14 protein-coding genes are annotated in these 19933 nt (G+C 63.9%); 8 read left to right on the plus strand and 6 right to left on the minus strand.

All coding sequences use genetic code 11. The features are described from left to right. Window positions 1–4: 4 nt before the first annotated feature. From treZ to P2G67_RS09955, 5 genes are read right to left on the minus strand one after another with little or no spacing between them, the layout of a single operon-like run. On the minus strand, window positions 5–1825 hold the full coding sequence (treZ, locus tag P2G67_RS09935) for a malto-oligosyltrehalose trehalohydrolase (protein ID WP_275822566.1): 1821 nt from the start codon (window positions 1823–1825) through the stop codon (window positions 5–7). After that, entirely contained in the window at window positions 1822–3897 is a 2076-nt protein-coding gene (glgX, locus tag P2G67_RS09940; protein ID WP_275822568.1) for a glycogen debranching protein GlgX, read from the minus strand. The genes treZ and glgX overlap by 4 nt, the downstream gene beginning before the upstream one ends. Before the next feature lie 10 nt (window positions 3898–3907). Beyond that, the gene (glgB, locus tag P2G67_RS09945; protein WP_322099680.1) at window positions 3908–6115 is read right to left on the minus strand and encodes a 1,4-alpha-glucan branching protein GlgB; all 2208 of its coding nucleotides are present in this window, start codon (window positions 6113–6115) and stop codon (window positions 3908–3910) included. Continuing rightward, window positions 6112–9381 carry a maltose alpha-D-glucosyltransferase gene (gene treS, locus P2G67_RS09950; RefSeq protein WP_275822570.1) on the minus strand — a complete coding sequence of 1090 codons (3270 nt, stop codon included), beginning with the start codon at window positions 9379–9381 and terminating at the stop codon, window positions 6112–6114. Before treS ends, glgB begins: the two co-directional genes overlap by 4 nt. A gap of 8 nt (window positions 9382–9389) precedes the next feature. After that, window positions 9390–11384, minus strand: a complete 1995-nt coding sequence (locus P2G67_RS09955) for an alpha-1,4-glucan--maltose-1-phosphate maltosyltransferase (RefSeq protein WP_275822572.1) — start codon at window positions 11382–11384, stop codon at window positions 9390–9392. A gap of 172 nt (window positions 11385–11556) precedes the next feature. Here P2G67_RS09955 and map point away from each other — a divergent pair, with 172 nt between their 5' ends. Together map and radC are read left to right on the plus strand one after the other, a co-directional pair. Beyond that, window positions 11557–12384, plus strand: coding sequence for a type I methionyl aminopeptidase (gene map, locus P2G67_RS09960; RefSeq protein WP_275822574.1), 828 nt, complete (start codon window positions 11557–11559; stop codon window positions 12382–12384). Window positions 12385–12421: 37 nt separating this feature from the next. Further along, the gene (radC, locus tag P2G67_RS09965) at window positions 12422–13108 is read left to right on the plus strand and encodes a RadC family protein (RefSeq protein ID WP_275822576.1); all 687 of its coding nucleotides are present in this window, start codon (window positions 12422–12424) and stop codon (window positions 13106–13108) included. A 14-nt stretch (window positions 13109–13122) separates the two neighbouring features. Here radC and P2G67_RS09970 read toward each other — a convergent pair whose 3' ends face one another. Further along, window positions 13123–14460, minus strand: coding sequence for an NAD(P)/FAD-dependent oxidoreductase (locus tag P2G67_RS09970; protein ID WP_275822578.1), 1338 nt, complete (start codon window positions 14458–14460; stop codon window positions 13123–13125). Window positions 14461–14541: 81 nt separating this feature from the next. Here P2G67_RS09970 and purS point away from each other — a divergent pair, with 81 nt between their 5' ends. From purS to P2G67_RS10000, 6 genes are all read left to right on the plus strand, one after another. Next, a complete protein-coding gene (purS, locus tag P2G67_RS09975; protein ID WP_275822580.1) occupies window positions 14542–14784 on the plus strand; it encodes a phosphoribosylformylglycinamidine synthase subunit PurS in 243 nt (80 codons plus the stop codon). Further along, the gene (gene purQ / locus P2G67_RS09980; RefSeq protein WP_275822582.1) at window positions 14784–15473 is read left to right on the plus strand and encodes a phosphoribosylformylglycinamidine synthase subunit PurQ; all 690 of its coding nucleotides are present in this window, start codon (window positions 14784–14786) and stop codon (window positions 15471–15473) included. Before purS ends, purQ begins: the two co-directional genes overlap by 1 nt. 22 nt (window positions 15474–15495) lie before the next feature. Next, the gene (purL, locus tag P2G67_RS09985) at window positions 15496–17685 is read left to right on the plus strand and encodes a phosphoribosylformylglycinamidine synthase subunit PurL (RefSeq protein WP_275822584.1); all 2190 of its coding nucleotides are present in this window, start codon (window positions 15496–15498) and stop codon (window positions 17683–17685) included. 59 nt (window positions 17686–17744) lie between these two features. Next, on the plus strand, window positions 17745–17981 hold the full coding sequence (locus P2G67_RS09990; RefSeq protein WP_275822586.1) for a BolA family protein: 237 nt from the start codon (window positions 17745–17747) through the stop codon (window positions 17979–17981). 28 nt (window positions 17982–18009) lie between these two features. Beyond that, window positions 18010–18351, plus strand: coding sequence for a Grx4 family monothiol glutaredoxin (grxD, locus tag P2G67_RS09995; RefSeq protein WP_275822588.1), 342 nt, complete (start codon window positions 18010–18012; stop codon window positions 18349–18351). 164 nt (window positions 18352–18515) lie between these two features. Further along, a complete protein-coding gene (locus P2G67_RS10000; RefSeq protein WP_275822590.1) occupies window positions 18516–19874 on the plus strand; it encodes a lytic murein transglycosylase in 1359 nt (452 codons plus the stop codon). The last annotated feature ends 59 nt before the right edge of the window (window positions 19875–19933 follow it).

Genomic DNA, 19933 nt, shown 5'->3' on the forward strand with positions numbered 1-19933 from the left:
GCCCCTAGCCTCCGGCCGGTCCCAGGGTCGTCACCAGACTATGCGCGAAGAGGCTGCCCTGGCGCAGGGCCGCACCGCTGCCCTGGTCGCTCTCGTATAGCAGGCGCCCCGTGCCGGCGCCGGGCATGGCCTGGCAGTCCGTTGTCCCCAGGTTCAGGTGCAGCATCAGTTGCTCGTCCAGCACTTGCCAGCACACGAAGAGCGCATCGGGAGCCAGCCGAGCCGCCCGCCCCTGAAAGGAGCGCATGTGCGGCAGCAGCGGGCTGATCTCCCGCTTTCGAATGGCAAGCAGGTCTCGAATAAGGTTCTGGCGCGCTTCGCCTTGCGGCGTGACGGCCTCAGCCCAATCAAGTTGACTGGCCTCGAAGGTCGAAAGCTCGTTGGGATCGGGAATGGCTGCTGCCTTTGCGGCGCTGAATGCCGGAAAGGCGCGAAATTCGTGGCGACGCCCCTCCCGAACCGCCCGGGCCAACGCGCCGTGAAAGTCGGTGAAGAAGAGAAAGGGACGGGTTTCGCCATACTCCTCGCCCATGAAAAGCAGCGGAACCTGCGGGTTGAGCAGCAGCATGGCCAGCAAGAGCTCGTAGCTCTTCGGGTCGCTGAGCCGGCTCAACCTTTCGCCAAAGGCCCGGTTGCCGATCTGGTCATGGTTTTGCAGGAAGGCGATGAAGGACTGCGGCGGCTGCTTCCCACTGGCCACGCCTCGGGGTTGGCCGTTCCAGGGCGCATAGGCCTCGCCCTGATAGACGAAGCCCTTGGCCAGGGCCTTGCTCAGATGCTCAAGCGGATCGTCGGCGAAAGCTGCGTAGTAGCCGCTGCTCTCGCCGGTGGCGATGCAATGGGCGGCATGATGGAGGTCGTCGTTCCACTCAGCTGTGAAGAGCCGAGGCTGATTCCGCTCATCATAGGGATGCAGCGTGACGATGTTCCGCTCGTCCTCGGTCATAAGATGGATGTGTCGATCCGGCCAATGCTCCCGGATGCGTGCGGCCATCTGCTCCAGTAGGTGCGGCGCACCGTCATCGATCACATGGTCGATGGCATCGAAGCGCAGGCCGTCGAGGCGAAACTCGTCGAGCCAATAGAGTGCGTTATCGACGAAGAAGTCCCGGACTGCGGGCTCAGCATAGCGAATGGCGGCACCCCAGGGGGTTTGCCGGTCCGGATCGAAGAAATCCGGGGCGTAGTCGGCCAGGTGGTTTCCCTCGGGGCCGAAGTGATTATAGACCACGTCGAGGAAGACCATCAGGCCGCGCTGGTGCGCCGCATCCACCAGCCGCTTGAGTCCCCGGACGCCGCCATAGGCCCGATGGGGGCAGTAGAGCAGCACGCCGTCATAGCCCCAGCCCCGCTCCCCGGCGAACTGGGCCACCGGCATCAACTCGATGGCCGTGACGCCCAGGTCGGCGAGATGGTCCAATTTGCCGATGACGCCGTCAAAGCTTCCCTCGGGCGTGAAGGTTCCGGGATGCAGTTCGTAGATTACGGTTTCTTCCCAGGGTCGCCCCTTCCAGTCGCTGCACTGCCAATCGAAGGCGCTGGAGGTCAGCAGACTGGGTCCGTTCACGTCCGATTTCTGCGCCCGGGCCGCGGGATCTGGCACGTTTCTGCCCGTGGGCAGCCGATAGCGATAGAGCTGCCCTTCCGCGAGGCCGTCGTGGCTGGTTTCGAACCAACCGTCCCCTACTGCGGTCATCGCCACTGGCGTGTCGGACAGCAGATCCAACTCAAGCGCCTCGACAGCCGGTGCCCAGAGGCGGAAGCAGGCCGTGCCGTCGCCACGCAGATGGGCACCCCAGCGGGGCTCGAAAGCCGGCCTGCTCATTGTGGGTCTCTCTCCAACAGGGTGAGCGAGCGTGCGGTGACAACCACATGGCCGCTATGGTGTCTTTCCTCCCAGCCACCCCAGGTGTCGCAGTCGGTGTGCATCACAAGGTGCCACTCTTGCTGCTCGTCGAGTACAGGCAGGTGAAAGTTCACATCGTCTGGCGCTGCGTTGATCAGCAGGAGAAGGCAGTCGCCATCGCGCGTGCAGTGCATCAGCGCGAGGCTGCGCAGGTCCTGATCGTCCCACTGCTCCGGCGTCAACTCTTCGCCGGAGGGCGCAAGCCAGGTGACGTCACGGAAGCGTTCGTCAACCGGACGGCCATGCAGGAAATGCGGAATGCGCAGGCGTTCATGGGTGTGACGTAGCGCAACAAGGCGGGCAACGAACTCGCAGAAGGCCAGCGACTCTTCGTCCAGGTCGTCCCAGGCAAGCCAGTTGATGTCCGTGTCCTGGCAGTAGGCATTGTTGTTGCCCTGCTGCGAGCGGCCGACTTCATCGCCCATGAGCAGCATCGGCGTTCCCTGAGAGAGCAGCAGGGTACTGATGAGATTCCGCCGCATCCGCGCCCGCAGGTGCGAAACCTCCGGGTCGTCGCTTGGGCCTTCCACCCCGCAGTCCCAACTGCGGTTGTCGCTGTGCCCGTCGCGATTGTCTTCGAGGTTCGCTTCGTTGTGGCGCTCGTTGTAGGCATAGAGGTCGGCAAGCGTAAAACCGTCGTGCGCCGTGATGAAGTTGACGCTGGCCCAAGGCTTGCGCCCCCGGCGATCAAAGGTCTCAGCGCTGCCGAGCAGGCAAGACGCCAGCCCCGAGGCAAGGTGTTCATCGCCCCGCCAGAAAGAGCGCACCTGGTCGCGATAAGCCCCATTCCACTCGGCCCAACCCGGCGGGAAGTTGCCCAACTGATAGCCGTCCGGCCCCAAATCCCAGGGCTCGGCGATCAGCTTAACGCGCGAAAGCACCGGGTCCTGGTGCACCGTGTCGAAGAAGATCGAAGAGGGTTCAAAGTTATCCCTCTCCCGCCCCAGAGCGGTTGCCAGATCGAAGCGGAAGCCATCCACATGGCATTCCTCGACCCAATAGCGCAGGGAATCCATCACCATTTGCAGCACCCGTGGGTGCTTCAAATACAGCGTGTTGCCGCAGCCCGTGGTGTCATAATAGTAGCGTGGGTCATCGCCGAGGATGTAGTAGCTGGCGTTGTCCAGCCCGCGGAAGGACAGTGTCGGGCCGAGTTGATTTCCCTCGGCGGTGTGGTTGTAGACCACATCGAGGATCACCTCGATGCCCGCTGCGTGCAGCTTGCGCACCATGCGCTTGAATTCGTGCACACCTCCGTGAGGAGAGACATAGCGTGGGGCGGCGGCAAAAAAGCCGATGGTGTTGTAGCCCCAGTAGTTCACCAGGCGCTTCTCCACCAGATAGCGATCATCGAAGAAGGCCTGTATCGGCAGCAATTCGATGGCGGTCACCCCAAGCTTGACCAGATGGTCGATCACGCGGGGATGAGCCAGCCCGGCAAAGGTGCCGCGCAGCTGGTCAGGAAGGTCGTCCAGCCGTGCGGTCATGCCTTTCACATGCGCTTCATAGATCACCGTATTCGACCAGGAATGCTGGGGTCTCACGTCCTCGCCCCAGGTCATGGCCGTGTCACTGATCACGCATTTCGGCATGACGAATGCGGAATCGCGCCGATCGATAGATAGGTCCTGTCGTGACGAGCCCACGCGATACCCAAAACAGGCGTCGTGCCAGCGTAGGTTACCCATCAGCAGCTTCGCATGAGGGTCGATCAGCAGCTTTGCCGGATTGAAACGATGCCCCTGCCCCGGGTCATACGGACCATGGGCCCTCAGGCCGTAAACCTGACCCGGAAAAAGGTCGGGAAAGTAGCCGTGCCAGACTTCATGGGTGTGCTCCGGCAGCGCGATCCTCTGAAGCTCGCGATTGCCCTTTTGATCGAAGAGGCAAAGCTCGAGCTTCTCAGCATGGGCTGAGAAGACAGCGACGTTGACCCCGGCCCCGTCCCAGGTCGCTCCGAGAGGGTAAGGCAGCCCAGGTTCCACGCGCATGTTGGATTCCTCATGTCGGTGCCAGAACCAAGCCGCCCAGCGGCGGCAGTCGGAGAACGAGCGATTCGGGCCGGCCGTGCCACGGCTGCTCCTCTGCGCGCAGCCCGCGATTGACAACGCCCGAGCCGCCGTAACGGCTGTCGTCGCTGTTCAAGAGCTCCTCCCAGCCGCCATTACGCGGCACGCCGAGCCGGAAGTTCTCATGTACCAGCGGCGTGAAATTGCAGGCCACGATCAGCGGCCGCCTGCCGTCCCTGGCCTTGCGTAAGAAGATGAAGGTGCCGAGGTCGGGTGCGGAGGCATCGATCCACTCGAATCCCTCAGGCTCGCAATCCAGTTCGTGCAGCGCGGGTTCCTGGCGATACAGGTGATTGAGATCCCTTATGAGGTCCTGCATGCCCCGGTGCAGCGGTTGCTCGAGTAGGTGCCAATCGAGTTCGCTGTCATGATCCCATTCGCGGATCTGGGCGAACTCGCCACCCATGAACAGCAGCTTCTTTCCCGGATGGGTCCACATGAAGGTGAAATAAGCCCGCAAGTTCGCAAAGCGCTGCCAGGTATCGCCCGGCATCCGCCCCAGCAGCGAGCCCTTGCCGTGCACCACCTCGTCATGGCTCAGCGGCAGGACGAAGTTCTCCGAAAAGGCGTAGTGCAGGCCGAAGGTCATCCGGTCGTGGTGGTGATGACGGTACAGCGGATCCCGGCCAACGTAGTCCAGGGTGTCGTGCATCCAACCCATGTTCCACTTGAAGCCGAAGCCTAGCCCGCCGGCATAGACCGGTCGAGAGACGCCAGGATAGGCAGTGGACTCTTCTGCGATAGAGGTGGCCCCAGGATGCTCGGCGAAAAGTGCGCTGTTCGTTTCCTGGAGAAAGGCAATGGCTTCAAGGTTCTCCCGTCCGCCATGGACATTGGGCAGCCACTCGTCGGGGCCGCGACTGTAGTCCAGGTAGAGCATGGAGGCGACTGCATCGACCCGAAGAGCGTCGATGTGAAAGCGGTCAAGCCAATAAAGCGCGTTGGCCAGCAAGAAGTTTGCCACCTCCTGCCGGCCGAAGTTGTAGATCAACGTGTTCCAGTCGCGATGGAAGCCCAGGCGTGGGTCGGCATGCTCATAGAGCGCCGTGCCATCGAAGGTTGCGAGACCATGGGCATCGGCCGGGAAGTGAGCCGGAACCCAGTCGAGGATCACACCGATCCCTTCACGGTGGGCCCGATCCACGAAAGCAGCGAAGTCCTCCGGTGTACCGAACCGGCTTGTCGGCGCGTAAAGCCCGATGGGTTGATAGCCCCAGGAGCCTGAAAAGGGGTGTTCGCTGATCGGCAGGCACTCGATGTGCGTGAAACCGAGGTCCTTCACGTAGGGGAGCAGGCTGTCGGCCAGTTCATCATAGCTGAGATAGTTCCCGTCGCTCTGCCGGCGCCAGGATGCGAGATGCACTTCATAGACGGAGATCGGCGCCTTGCAGTCCTGTAGTCCATGGCGCTGCTCCATCCAGGCCTCGTCGCGCCACTGCCGCTCGGGCAGACCGGCAACGATGGAGGCCGTGGCCGGCGGCACCTCACTGCGGAAGGCGCAGGGATCGGCCTTGAGCGGAAGCATCTCACCCTGGCTGCCGAGGAGTTCAAACTTGTAGAGCGCGCCCGGTGCCACGGTCGGCACAAAAAGCTCCCAAAGGCCCTGCGCCGGATGGCGTCGCATGGGATGGCGCCGACCGTCCCACTGATTGAAGTTGCCGACCACGCTGACCCGGCTCGCATTGGGCGCCCAAACGGCAAAGCGGGTGCCCGCGACCCCCTCATACACGAGTGGGTGAGCGCCCAAGACTTTGTAGAGTTGATGATGGCGGCCCTCACCCAGGAGATGCAGATCTAGCTCTCCGAAGGTCGAAGGAAAGCGGTAGCAGTCCTCTTCCTCCCAGACCGCCCCCTTTTGCTCGCACCGCAATCGATAGCCTTGACTGGCGGGCGTATCGGCAAGCAATCCCTCGAAGAAACCGCGGGCGTGACGCCGATCCAGTTCCGCAAGGACGTCACCCTCGCCCGGTTCGATCGCGAAGACCTTTTCGACATCGGGCCGCAACACACGGATCACCAGGCCCTCCGCCACGGCATGCGGGCCAAGCAATGCGAAAGGGTCGCCGTGTCGCCCTGCAACGAGCGCTGCCACCGCGTGGGTGTCGGACAGTCGCCAGGGCTCCGCTGCCGCCGACATCATTCTGGTGTGCCTTCGATCAGTTCAAGCAGGCCCATGATCGGAATGCCCACCCAGTCGGGACGGTTGGAAAGATCATAGCGAACCTCATAGGAACCTTTCTGCAGGAGGAAGAGTTCCAAGAGACCGGCGCGCAAATCGTCACTTTCCGGCTGGTTCGCTGCGCCCTGAACCGCCGGACCGTAGCCGGCAAGAAACCGCTCGATCATGAGTTCCCGCCAGTGGCGGGCCAAGGGAGCCATCTCACCGATCTGGTCAGGCAGACGCGCTGCGATCTGCCGCACCGCGGTCCAGGCAGCATAGTCGAAGGATCGGAGCATGCCGGCGACATCGCGCAGCGGCAGGGTTTTTTGCCGCCGCTCCTCCAGCGGGCGCTGAGGTTCACCCTCGAAATCGATGATGACGAAGTCCTGCTTCGAGACCAGCACCTGGCCCAGGTGAAAATCACCGTGAATGCGCGATTTCATACCCGATGGCGCCAATCCTGCGAGGCTGTCCAGCCTGCCCTTCACGACCTCCTCCGCACCAAGCAGTCTCTCCAGGGCAGGTTGGAACTGATCGGGCAAATGGCTTTGGGCGCGCTTCAGCGCGGCCAGCGCCTGATGGAACTCCTGGCCCGCCTCCTTGGCCCAGCGGCGGCAATCCTGAGCTGTCACGGCTTCGCAGAGAAAGGCCGGATCATGAGTGTCGACCGCCAGTGCGCAATGCAACTCGCCGCTGCGCTGCCCCAGCCGCTCCAGCAGATCGAGTGGGTATTGCAGAGGCGGTGCCGCCTCCCCTTGCGCCTCGTCGCTGCCTGCCCGCAGGATCGTGTCCTCGATGATGCGCTCCAAGGCGTGGACGAAAACGCCCCAGGCATCACCCTGGTTCTCGACGAAAGCTGAAAGGCTGGCCAGCACCGTCCTTGCGCCGCCATTCTCCTCCAGTTCCACCATGCCAAAATGGGCCGGCGTGGAGCGGAAGTTCGCCACTTCTGTCAGGAAACGCGGCACCTCGACATCCGGCTGCTCGCCGGTGCGCAGACGGCGATAGAGCTTCAAGAGGGCCTGTCGGCCGAAGGCGATTGAGACATTGCTCTGTTCTACGGCCAGCGGCTTGGGTGGTTCGTCCAGCACCATCTCGCTCAGCGCCGACGTGCCGTGAAAGCGCAGCAGGCCAGAAGCCACCGTTTGCTGCTTTTGCTGGCGCATTGCTTCCACCAGATGCCAAGCAAAGCGCTCGTCGAACGCTGAGTCGACGAGCGCTCCCAGCAGACTGCCCTTGCGCACTCTGGCCAGGGTTACGGGGAGCAGTGGCGCGCCCGGCTGCACCTGCTCTTCGCCCCAATGGCTGTTCAAGGGAAGCAGGTAGGACTGCTTGTCCGCCTCCTTGAAGGCCACCTCCACCACGCTGAGCAGCCCCGCCTCTTCGCCAAGCGTGGCAATGGACTGCAGGCGCGCGCTCAGAACGCTTTCCCCTTTCGCAGCAAACCAACGCTGGCGCGGCAGAAAGGCGGGCAGCACCTCCTGCTCCAGCAGCTGCTTCTCCCTGCCTTCGAGCAGACGCTCCAGCCGTCCGCCGCGCAAGGCGAGCGTGAACAGCTCCGGCAAGGCTTCTACCGGGGCATAGCCTTCCGGAAGCTGGGCAGGTTGGGCGAGCAGGAACCAGTAGGTGCCATAGCCAGCCAACGTCAGCATGTAGGGCAGATCGCCCACCGGCGGAAAGGCGGATTGCCCGATCATCTCGATGGGCACCGTGCCGCGGAAGGCCGAGAGATCGAGTTCCACTGCCTGGGCCGAGCGGGAGAGGTTGGCGACGCAGAGAATGGTCGTTTCGCCCAAGCTGCGCGTGTAGACCAGGACCCGGCGGTTCGCCGGATAGTGCAGCCTGAAGTCCCCATGGCCGAAGGCGGCGTGCTGCTTGCGCACCCCGATCATCCGCCGCATCCAATTTAGCAGCGACGAAGGATCGGCCTCCTGCGCCTCGACGTTGATGGTCTGGTAGCCGTAGACCGGGTCCATGATCGGCGGCAGGTAGAGGGCTTGCGGGTTGGCGCGGGAGAAGCCGCCGTTGCGGTCCATGGACCACTGCATTGGCGTGCGCACGCCATCGCGGTCCCCCAGAAAAATGTTGTCGCCCATCCCCAGTTCGTCGCCGTAGTAGATCACCGGCGTTCCTGGCATGGAGAGCAGCAGGCTGTTCATCAGTTCCATCTTGCGCCGGTCGTTTTGCATGAGAGGCGCAAGCCGACGCCGGATGCCGAGATTGATTCGGGCCCGCTGGTCCTCGGCGTAGACCCGCCAGAGATAGTCCCGCTCCCGGTCGGTCACCATCTCAAGGGTCAGTTCATCGTGGTTGCGCAGGAAGATCGCCCACTGGCAGCCGTCGGGAATATCGGGCGTCTGGCGCATGATGTCGGTGATCGGGTGCCGGTCCTCCTGGGCCAGGGCCATGTAGATGCGCGGCATCAGCGGGAAGTGGAAGGCCATGTGGCACTCGTCGCCCTCGCCGAAGTAGGGCCGGGTGTCCTCGGGCCACTGGTTGGCTTCGGCCAGCAGCATGCGATCGGGATAGGCGGCATCCAGCGCAGCGCGGATACGTTTCAGGACGGCGTGGGTTTCCGGCAGGTTCTCATTGTTGGTGCCCTCGCGCTCGACAAGGTAGGGAATGGCATCAAGGCGCAGGCCATCCACACCCAGGGACAGCCAGAATTGCATCACCCGGATGACCTCCTTGAGAACGCGCGGATTATCGAAATTCAGGTCAGGCTGGTGTGAGTAGAAACGGTGCCAAAAGAATTGGCCGGCCACCGGATCCCAGGTCCAGTTGGAGGTTTCGGTATCGAGGAATATGATGCGCGTTCCGGTATAGCTCTCATCGTCATCGCTCCAGACGTAAAAGCCCCGCGCCGCAGACCCGCGCTTAGCTCGGCGGGCACGCTGGAACCAGGGATGCTGGTCGGAGGTGTGATTGATCACCAGTTCGGTGATGACTCTCAAACCACGCCGGTGCGCCTGGGCGACGAAGTTGCGGAAGTCCCGCATGGTGCCGTAGGAGGGGTTGATCGCACGGTAGTCGGCGATGTCGTAGCCGTCGTCGCGCAACGGCGAGGGATAGAAGGGCAGCACCCAAATCGTCGTCACGCCCAGGCGCTCGATGTAGTCCAGGCGCTCGATCAGGCCTTGGAAATCGCCGATGCCGTCGCCATTGGCATCGCAGAAGGCCTTGATGTGGAGCTGATAGATCAGCGCGTCCTTGTACCACGCCGCCTCCGGCTCGACCTGGTCCACGGCCGGCATCACTGCCTGACCTCGGGCGCAAATAAGCGCCAAGCCATGTAGGGACGCTGCTTGGGGTCGAGGAGCATGTGCTGGACTTTGCCGCTCCAGCGGAAGGGCTGTTCGAGCACCAGGTCCTCAGCCTCAATGGACGCATCGTCGGGCAGACCGAACTCCCATAGCGGGACCTCGAAATGTGCGGACTGATCGTTGTGGGGGTCGAGGTTGACGGCAAAGAGTAGGAAATCGCTCAGGTCGTCGGTGAAGCGGCCGTAGTAGAGGATGGCGTCATTCCAGGCGTTGTAGAAACGCAGATTGGTGAAGCACTTGAGCGCCGGATGGTCCCGGCGCAGCCGGTTCACGAAAGCGATGTCGTCCTTGATGTGTCCTGGCCTGTCCCAGTCCCAGGCGCGAATCTCGTACTTCTCCGAATGAAGGTACTCTTCCTTGCCCGGGATTGCCTGAGCCTCGCAGAGTTCGTAGCCGCTGTAGATCCCGTAGTTGCCGGCAAGCGTGGCGGCCAGGACCAGGCGCGCCTGAAAGCCCGCCCGGCCGCTGCTCTGCAGGTAGTAGGGATTGATATCCGGCGTGTTGTCGAAGAAGTTCGGCCGCATGTAGTGGCGGCAGTCTTCCCTCGTGAGCTCCGTGAGGTAGTCCGTCAGCTCCTGCTTGCTGTTGCGCCAGGTGAAATAGGAGTAGGACTGAGTGAAGCCGATCTTCGCCAGCCGCTTCATCATCTTCGGCCGCGTGAAGGCTTCCGAAAGAAAGATCACGCCCGGATCGACGGCGCGCACTTCCTCAATCACCCATTCCCAGAATGGCAGGGGCTTGGTGTGCGGATTGTCGACCCGGAATATCCGCACGCCCCTGGCGTGCCAGAACAGCAGAATGTCCCGCAGCCCATACCAGACGCCGGGAAAGGCATCCCGGTAGAAGTGCAGGTTGACGATATCCTCGTACTTCTTGGGCGGGTTCTCCGCGTACTTGATGGTGCCGTCCGGCCGCCAGTCGAACCATTCGGGGTGCTGCTTGATCCAGGGATGATCCGGCGAGCACTGGATCGCGAAATCGAGCGCGATCTCCAGTCCATGTTCGCGAGCCGCTTTCAACAGCCGCGCGAAGTCCTCGAAGCTGCCCAGCTCCGGATGGATGGCGTCGTGGCCGCCCTCCTCCGAGCCGATGGCATAGGGGCTGCCGGGATCGTTCGGCGCGGCCACCAGCGCGTTGTTCCGCCCCTTCCTGTGCGTTCTTCCGATCGGGTGGATTGGCGGGAAGTAGAGCACATCGAAGCCTAGTTCGCGGACGTAGGGCAGTCGTTCGATCACATCGTCGAAGGTGCCGTGCCGATCGACCCGCCCGGACTGGGAGCGCGGCATGAGTTCATACCAAGCGCTGAAGGCCGCCTTGGGCCGGTCCACGAAAAGCGGGAAGCTGCAGTCGCTGATAGTCAGGTTGATCCGGGCGGCTGAGTGGGCCATCGCAACCGCCGTCTGCTCGCTCAGCAATGCTCTCGCCAGCAGATCGGGGTGGCGGGCCTCGGCCAACTCCTCCAGTGTCGCGCCCAGCCCTTGCCGGTCGGCCGGGGCGGCCGCGCGTGGGCTGCGTACCGCGGATTCGATCAGTCGGCGCCCTTCCTCCAGTTCGAGCGCGATGTCCTGACCGGCGGCTTGCTTCTTCAGCGTGTCGGCGCGCCAGGTGGCGAAGAGGTCGCGCCAGGCAAGGATGCGGAAGACATGATGTCCGGCTTCGGTGAAGGTCACCCGGGTGCGCCAGCGGTCATTGACCAGCAGGCGCATCGGCTGCTCCAGCCATTTCTTGGCGTCGCGCGGGCGATGCTCCACCGCCACCGCGATGACTTCATGCCCATCGCAGAAGACATCCGCTTCGATGCCAACTGGTTCGTTGACGATTGCCTTGGCTGCAAAGCGGCCACGATCCACGGCCGGCGAAACCGCTTCGATGGCAATGCGCCGGCTCGCCATCCCTTTTAGCCGCGCATCGCCTGCCGCATCCATGCCTGCCACCCTGTCGCGTCGTCTTGTCCATCAGAACGCAGCCGCCGTAAGCCGGTTCCCGTACCGGGATAGCTCGACAGTCCCGGGCCAGGGGTTGCGATTGCGGGGCAAAGTCGCAATCTTCTGAACATCAGACCCCGACCAAGCGTGGGGTGTTCAATCGAGAAGGCAGATGCAGGACGAACTCAGCAGCTTTGCGGGACGCGAACGCGACCAGATCACGTTACATGGCCCCGACGACTTCGAAGGGATGCGCCGGGCCGGCCGCTTGGCTGCGGAAACCCTGGATTTCATCACGCCTTACGTGAAGCCCGGCGTGACGACAGGCGAACTGGACAAGCTCTGTCACGATTTCATTCTGGAGCATGGCGCGACACCCGCGCCGCTCAACTATCGGGGCTTCCCGCGCTCGATCTGCACCTCGATCAATCATGTCGTCTGCCATGGCATCCCCAGCGAGCAGAAGAAGCTCGCCAACGGCGACATCATGAACATCGACATCACGGTCATCCTCGACGGCTGGCATGGCGACACCAGCCGCATGTTCCTGCTCGGCGACAAGGTGCCGGTGAAGGCGCGGCGCCTGGTGGAAGTGACCTACGAAGCTATGATGCGCGGCATCGAGGCGGTGCGGCCCGGCGCAACGCTGGGCGATATCGGTCACGCCATTCAGTCCTACGTGGAAGCGCAGCGCTTTTCCGTGGTGCGCGACTTCTGCGGACATGGTCTGGGGCGCATTTTCCATGAGCCACCTTCCGTCCTGCACTACGGCAAGCCGGGCACCGGCGTGGAGCTGCGCGAGGGCATGTTCTTTACGATCGAGCCGATGGTGAATGCGGGGCGCTACGACGTGAAGATCCTCGAAGACGGCTGGACTGCTGTGACGCGCGATCGGTCGCTTTCGGCCCAGTTCGAGCATTCGCTCGCCGTGACGGCCGAGGGCTACGAGATATTCACCCAGTCGCCCAAGGGCTGGCGCTTCCCTCCCTACAACGAATAGGGTAATCTCCGAGGCGTTTTTACGCTAGGAGATTGCAGTGCCGGAAGACGCCCCGGCGCCTCACCGAGGCCATCGCAGCCGTTTGCGCGCCCGCCTGCTCAGCGGCGGGCCCCAGGCGCTCGGCGATCACGAGATCGTGGAGATGCTGCTGTTCGCCGGTAAGCCCCGGGTCGACACCAAGCCGCTTGCGCGCGAGTTGCTGCTGCGCTTCGGCAGCCTCGGAAGCCTTTTCAAGGCCAGCCCGGAACAACTGGCAGCGATCCCCGGCATGGGCGAGACCGCCGCTGCCTCCATCAAGGTCGTCCAGGCCGCGCTGGAACGCACCACCCGCGAAGCCCTGCTCGAGGCACCCGTGATCACCTCGTGGGACCGCCTGCTCGACTATTGCCGGGTGCACCTGGGGCACGATTCCGTGGAGAACTTTCACCTGCTCTTCCTGGACCGGAAGAACCGCCTCATTGCCGATGAACGCCAGCAAAGGGGTACAGTGGACCACACGCCGGTCTATCCCAGGGAAGTGGTCAAACGCGCCCTGGAACTGAGCGCTTCGGCCCTGATCCTGGTCCACAACCACCCCAGCGGCGACCCCACACCCTCACGCGCCGACATCGACATGACCAAGGCCATCGCCCAGGCCGCGGGCCATCTCGGGATCACGGTGCACGATCACGTTGTCATCGGCCGCAGTGGGCACTACTCCTTCCGCAGCCATGGCTTGCTGTAGACGATCTCCGCCCTTCACAGCAATTCATCGCGCAGACGCAGCCCAAAATAGGCGCTGCGGAGATAAAGCTTCCGCAGGGCTGGTACGGGGAAGGCCGCGGCGGCCTGGCGCAGCGGGGCCGGCAGGTGCGGAGCGCGACCGGCGATCTGTTCGGCCACGGCTTTCCCGGCCCAGGTGGCCAGAGCCACGCCATTGCCGTGATAGGCGAAAGCCTGATGGGCGCCGGGCAGCCCCTCGATCGGCCCAATGTGCGGCAAGCGATCGGCGGCCAGGCAGGCGAGGCCGTTCCAGAAGTGGGTGAAGGGCACCGCACGCCAGGCCGGAAAGAAGCTGCGGAAGCGAGCCTCCATCCAGCGGCGCTGCCGGGCCGTTTCCCCCGGCCTGCCGCTGACCCCACCCCGCCCTCCGAAAAGAAAACGGCCGTCCGGCAATAGACGGAAGTAGTGCAGCAGATCGCGGCTGTCGTAGGCGAGTGTCGTGGCCTGCCAGCCCTGCTCCCGGCGCTCCTCCGCGCTCAGCAGTCGGGTGACGATAATGCTGGAGAGCACCGGCAAGCGCTGCCGTTCCTGCGCTGGCAAAAGCGTGCCATGCTCATAGCCATTGGTGGCGAGCAGGACCTGCGCGGCACGAAGGCTTCCCCGATCCGTGGCCAGGCGATGCACCCTCCCCTCACGCGCCCAGCCGATGACTTGGCTGTGGCCGTGAATCACAGCGCCATGCGCCAAGGCCGCGCGGGCCAGACCCCGCGCATAGTTCAGGGGGTGTAGCCCGAATCCCTGCGGCAGGAAGAGACCGCCGTGCAGGCTGCTGCGCAGGCCCGCCTCGGCCAAGGCCTCGCGGGAAAGCCAGCGGGCCTCGACGCCAAAATTGCGCGCAAGAAAGGCGCCCTCCTCCTGCAGCTCCTTCGCACGATTGGGCCGGTGGGCCAGACAGACCTCGCCCTGCGCGTCGCCTGCAGCCAAGTCAATCCCTTCGTCCTGGGCCATGGCGCGTACCAGATCGACGGCGGCGCGCTGCACGCCGAAGAAGGCCCGGGTCTCCTCCAGGCCGAAGCGGCGGATCATTGCCTGGTACGAGAGCTTGGCACCACCGATACAGCAAAAGCCGCCGTTGCGGCCCGAGGCACCCCAGCCCGGATAGCCGGCCTCGAGCACCCGAACGGACAGCCCGTGATCGCGCGCCAGATGCAGGGCGGCCGAGAGGCCGGTGTAGCCCGCACCGATAACCGCCACGTCACAAGTCTCATCCCCCTCCAGGGCGGGACAGAGCGGTGCAGGCTCGCTGGCGCTGGCCTGCCACCAGGAGGGCGTGGGCTGCGCTGTGTTGTAATAGCTGGGAGGGTACAGGGGCATGGCGGTCGTCGTTGAATGAGGCGGCGGCGAAGGCTAGTGTCCGCCCATCTTTCCAGCCGACAGCCGAAGGTACCAGCCTCCATGAAAGCGCGCGTGCACGTCACCCTCAAAAACGGTGTGCTCGACCCCCAGGGCAAAGCCATCCAGCACGCGCTGGGCGCCCTGGGCTTCTCCGGCGTCGATGACGTGCGCCAGGGTAAGTACATCGAGCTCGACCTTGCGGAAAGCGACCCCGACAAGGCGCGGGCCGCGGTCGAAGAGATGTGCCGAAAGCTGCTCGCAAACACGGTGATCGAGAACTATTCGGTCGAGGTCGAAGACTGATGCGCACGGCTGTCATCCGCTTTCCCGGTACGAACCGGGAGAAGGATGCGGTCGTTGCCCTTGAACGGGCCTGCGGCCGCAAACCGGAAATCATTTGGCACAAGGAAAGCGGCCTGCCGGCCGTGGACCTGATCCTCTTGCCGGGTGGCTTCGCTTTCGGCGATTACCTGCGCGCCGGCGCCATGGCCGCGCAGTCACCGATCATGCAGGCCGTGCGTCAGGCGGCGGAGCGCGGTGTTCCCGTGATCGGGATATGCAACGGCTTCCAGGTGCTGACCGAGGCCGGCCTGCTGCCCGGCGCTCTGATGCGCAATGCGGGCCTGCGTTTCGTTTGCCGAGACGTGCACCTGCGGGTAGAGAGCGATCGCTCACCCTTCACCGAGGGCTATCGTCTCGGCCAGGTCGTGCGGGTTCCGGTCGCGCATCACGATGGCAACTACTTTGCCGACGAGGCAACGCTCGACCGCCTGGAGGGCGAAGGGCGCGTCGCCTTCCGCTATGTAGCTGGTCCGGGCGAACCTGAGAGCCGCGCCAATCCCAACGGATCGCGTCGCGACATCGCCGGCATTCTCAGCGAGAATCGCCGCATTCTTGGCATGATGCCGCATCCCGAGGACGCCACGGACCCGCTGCAGGGCGGCACTGACGGCTGCGGCCTTTTCGATAGTATGGCCCGGGCGCTGGCCTGAGCGCCCCGAGGGAGTAAGCAACGTGAGTGAGATAACTCCGGAGCTGGTCGCCGAACACGGCCTCACGCCCCAAGAGTACGAGAAGGTCCTGGATATCCTGGGTCGCGCGCCGAACCTGGTGGAGTTGGGCATCTTTTCAGTGATGTGGTCGGAGCACTGCTCCTACAAGTCGTCCAAGAAGTGGCTCAAGACCCTGCCCACCGAAGGGCCACAAGTCATTCAGGGGCCGGGCGAGAATGCCGGGGTGATCGCTCTCGGCGAGGGCCTTGCCGCGATCTTCAAGATCGAAAGCCACAATCATCCCAGCTTCATCGAGCCCTACCAGGGCGCGGCCACGGGCGTCGGCGGCATCCTGCGTGACGTCTTCACCATGGGTGCGCGGCCGGTGATGAACCTCAACGCCCTGCGCTTCGGCAGCCCCGACCACCCCAAGACACGCCATCTGGTCTCCGGTGTGGTGGCTGGCATCGGCGGCTATGGCAATTGTGTCGGCATCCCCACCGTGGGAGGTGAGGTGAACTTCCACCCCGCCTACAACGGGAACATCCTGGTCAATGCCATGACGGTGGGGCTGGCGCCGGCCGATCGCATCTTCTATTCCGCGGCCGCCGGTCCGGGAAACCCGGTGGTCTACGTTGGGTCCAAGACCGGGCGCGACGGCATCCATGGCGCCACCATGGCCTCGGCCGAGTTCGACGCCAATAGTGAGGAGAAGCGTCCCACTGTGCAGGTGGGCGACCCCTTCACGGAGAAGCTGCTGATCGAGGCCTGCCTGGAGTTGATGGAGACCGACGCCATTGTCGCCATCCAGGACATGGGCGCGGCCGGCCTTACCTCCTCCTCCTTCGAGATGGCCTCCAAGGGCGGCGTCGGCGTTGAACTGGATCTGGACCGGGTGCCCATGCGCGAAGAAGGCATGACGCCTTACGAGCTGATGCTCTCGGAAAGCCAGGAGCGTATGCTCATGGTGCTCAAGCCCGGCCGCGAGGACCGGGCGCGCCGCATCTTCGAGAAGTGGGACCTGGACTTCGCCATCATCGGTCGCCTGACCGAGAGCGGCCGCATGGTTCTGCGCTGGCACGGCGAGACGGTGGGCGACCTGCCGATCGACCCGCTGGCCCTTGCCTCGCCCGAGTACGATCGCCCCTGGGAACCCACGCCGGCCGCAGAGGCCGTCGCGGTGACATCCCAGGGCGACCCGTTGGAGGCGCTGCGGACACTGATCGGCAGTCCTGACCTGGCGTCGCGTCGCTGGATCTGGGAGCAGTACGATCATCTGATCGGCGGCGATACCATCCGCCGCCCCGGTGCCGATGCTGCGGTGGTGCGCCTGGCGGATGGTAAGAGGGCACTGGCAGCGACCACCGACTGCACCCCGCGCTACTGCTACGCCGATCCGGTCGAGGGCGGCCGGCAGGCCGTGGCCGAGTCCTGGCGCAACCTGACCGCTGTCGGCGCCAGGCCGCTGGCGGTGACCAACAACCTCAACTTCGGCAATCCCGAGCGCCCGCGCGTGATGGGGCAGCTCGTGGGCTGCGTCCAGGGCATGGGCGAGGCCTGCCGCGCCTTCGACTACCCCGTCGTCTCCGGCAATGTCTCGCTCTACAATGAAACGGAAGGCCAGGCCATTCTTCCAACCCCGGTGATTGGTGGTGTCGGCCTGATTGATGACATTGCCCACCTTCCGGCCGCAGGCCTGGAACAGGCGGGTCTGGCACTCGTCCTCATCGGAGAGACCGAGGGCCACCTCGGTCAGTCGCTCTACCTCAGGGACATCGAGGGCCGCGAAGAGGGTTCCCCGCCTCCGGTCAATCTTGAGGCGGAGAAGCGCAACGGCGATTTCCTGCGGGAGCAGATCAAGCAGGGTGCTCTCGCCGCATGCCACGATCTTTCCGACGGCGGCCTGATCGTGGCTCTGGCGGAAATGGCATTGGCCGGCGGTTGCGGTGCGACCCTGCGCGTGCCGGACATTGCCCGAGACAAGATGACGCAATGGTTGTTTGGCGAAGATCAGGCACGCTATCTTGTCGCCACGCAGGATGCCGAGACGCTGCTGGCCAGTGCCCGGGCTGCTGGCGTGCCGGCGGCACACATTGGTGAGAGCGGCGGCGATGCCTTGACGCTGGAGGCCATCGGCCGCATCTCACTGGAGGACTTGCGGGCAACGCACGAAGGCTGGTTGCCGGACTACATGAGCGCGGGCGTGGCCTGACTGAACGACAGCCACGCCCGGGGAACACTGACGAGACAGCGGACAGGAGTGGCCGGCATATGGCAATGGACCCGCGGGAGATAGAAAGCTTGATCAAGGAGGGCGTGCCCCACGCGCAGGTGACGATAGAGGATCTGCGTGGCGACGGCGACCACTATGCCGCCTACGTCGTGTCCCCTGCTTTCAAGGGAAAGACCCGGGTGCAGCAGCACCAGATGGTGTATGCTGCGTTGCAAGGTCGAATGGGTAACGAACTGCACGCCCTGGCGCTGCAGACATCAGCACCGGCCGATTGAGTCGGTACGGCGTTAAAGGAAAGAGGCTATGACTGACAATCCGGTTTTTGACCGCATTCGCCAGGATATCACCGAGAACGACGTGGTGGTCTTCATGAAAGGCACCCCGGTGTTCCCGCAGTGCGGCTTTTCCGCAGTGGTGGTTCAGGTGATGAGTCACCTGGGCGTGAAGTTCAAGGGCATCAATGTCCTGGAAGACCCCGGCCTGCGCCAGGGGATCAAGGACTTCTCGAACTGGCCCACCATCCCACAGCTTTATGTGAAGGGTGAGTTCGTGGGTGGCTGCGACATCATCCGCGAGATGTACCAGTCCGGCGAACTGACGGATCTTCTGAGCACCCGCGGCATTGAGGTACGCCCGGCCGCTTAATTATAGAGAACGGGGCAGGTCTGCGCCTGCCCCGTTACAGCCGTTGTCGCGGACCTCAGCACCTCCCCATGACCTTGCAATCTGCTTTCTGACGGTCTTTTGCCCGCCTTACGGCACACGCTCGCCGTTGTGTTGACTCCGACGCTCGTGGCATGAAGAGCGCCATGAGGGCCACATCTTCGGGAAGGGCGCCACAGGCGCCACACGCACCGCACCTTCGCCTTACGGGCCGACTGGCGGCTGCAGCCATTGCCACCTTCGTTCTTGCCGGCTGCGCAACAGGGCACGCCGAGGGGCGTTCCGTAAACGCCATCGAGGCAGAGCAGAATGCGCCCGAGCAATCCGCACCCGGTGACAACCAGTTTGCGCAGGCGTCGCAGGCGGATTTCGATACATGGCTTCGGGATCTGCGCAGCGATGCAATGGCACAAGGTGTCTCTTCGACCACCCTTGACCGCGCCTTTTCAGGGATTCGTCCCATCCCCCGGGTGATCGAGTTGGACCGCCGCCAGCCGGAATTCACGCTCACCTTCTGGCGCTATTTCGGCAACGCCATTTCCGAGGAGCGCGTGCAGCGCGGGCGGGCGTTGCTGCGCGAGCATCGTGACCTCCTGGCCGATGTCGAGGCGCGCTATGGTGTTCAGCCGCGCTATCTCGTGGCTTTCTGGGGTCTCGAGACAAATTTCGGCGATACCTTCGGAAACTTCCCGGTGGTCGGCGCCCTGGCAACCTTGGCGCATGACACCCGGCGCAGCGCCTTTTTCCGCGAGGAGTTGATCACTGCGCTGAAGATCATTGAATCCGGCGATATCGCGCCTGAACGCATGGAAGGCTCCTGGGCTGGCGCAATGGGACACCTGCAGTTCATGCCCTCGACTTTCGCGGCCTATGCCGTAGACGCCACCGGCGACGGGCGTCGGGATATCTGGGGCAGCCTGCCGGACGTTTTCGCCTCGGCCGCCAATTTCCTCTCGCAGGTCGGCTGGCGCGGCGATGAGGATTGGGGTCGGGAGGTAAGTCTGCCCCAAGGCTTCGATCATAGCCTCGCCTCGATCGACACGCGGCCGGAGAACTGGAGGACTTTGCGCGAATGGGCAGCCCTGGGCTTGCGCGCGGCCAGCGGCTACGAGTTGCCGAACAGCGAACAATCGGCCGCTCTCATTCTTCCGGCTGGCCACAGTGGCCCCGCTTTTCTGGTCCATCACAACTATGAGCGCATCTTGCGGTGGAACCGCTCCATCTTTTATGCGATCGCCGTCGGGCATCTGGCGGATCGGCTGGCCGGAGGCGCGGCACTATCGGCCCAACCCCCGCAAGGTGATCAGCGCCTGACCAACGATCAGGTGCGCGAGGTGCAGCGCCTCTTGATGAATCTGGGTTATGATGCCGGTGGCGTTGACGGCCGGCTTGGTCCGCGCACTAGGACCGCCATCCGAAGTTTCCAACGCGGCCAGGGGTTGCCGCAGGATGCATTTGCCGATCCAAAGCTGCTCGCGCTGCTGCGAAACGCTGCAGGGCAGTAACGTGAGCCTGGTAGGAAGCGTAGGGGGAGAGTGATCATGGCAGGGGAATGTTGGTGGAG

This window comes from Aquibaculum arenosum (assembly GCF_029222965.1).
Classification (GTDB): domain Bacteria; phylum Pseudomonadota; class Alphaproteobacteria; order Kiloniellales; family DSM-21159; genus Aquibaculum; species Aquibaculum arenosum.

What these genes read in the sequence shown, in the direction of transcription:
- treZ (WP_275822566.1), bottom strand. Translation starts at nt 1,825, where the DNA reads ATGAGCAGGCCGGCTTTCGAGCCCCGCTGGGGTGCCCATCTGCGTGGC.
- glgX (WP_275822568.1), bottom strand. Translation starts at nt 3,897, where the DNA reads ATGCGCGTGGAACCTGGGCTGCCTTACCCTCTCGGAGCGACCTGGGAC.
- glgB (WP_322099680.1), bottom strand. Translation starts at nt 6,115, where the DNA reads ATGATGTCGGCGGCAGCGGAGCCCTGGCGACTGTCCGACACCCACGCG.
- P2G67_RS09955 (WP_275822572.1), bottom strand. Translation starts at nt 11,384, where the DNA reads ATGGATGCGGCAGGCGATGCGCGGCTAAAAGGGATGGCGAGCCGGCGC.
- map (WP_275822574.1), top strand. Translation starts at nt 11,557, where the DNA reads ATGCAGGACGAACTCAGCAGCTTTGCGGGACGCGAACGCGACCAGATC.
- P2G67_RS09970 (WP_275822578.1), bottom strand. Translation starts at nt 14,460, where the DNA reads ATGCCCCTGTACCCTCCCAGCTATTACAACACAGCGCAGCCCACGCCC.
- purS (WP_275822580.1), top strand. Translation starts at nt 14,542, where the DNA reads ATGAAAGCGCGCGTGCACGTCACCCTCAAAAACGGTGTGCTCGACCCC.
- purQ (WP_275822582.1), top strand. Translation starts at nt 14,784, where the DNA reads ATGCGCACGGCTGTCATCCGCTTTCCCGGTACGAACCGGGAGAAGGAT.
- P2G67_RS09990 (WP_275822586.1), top strand. Translation starts at nt 17,745, where the DNA reads ATGGCAATGGACCCGCGGGAGATAGAAAGCTTGATCAAGGAGGGCGTG.
- grxD (WP_275822588.1), top strand. Translation starts at nt 18,010, where the DNA reads ATGACTGACAATCCGGTTTTTGACCGCATTCGCCAGGATATCACCGAG.
- P2G67_RS10000 (WP_275822590.1), top strand. Translation starts at nt 18,516, where the DNA reads ATGAGGGCCACATCTTCGGGAAGGGCGCCACAGGCGCCACACGCACCG.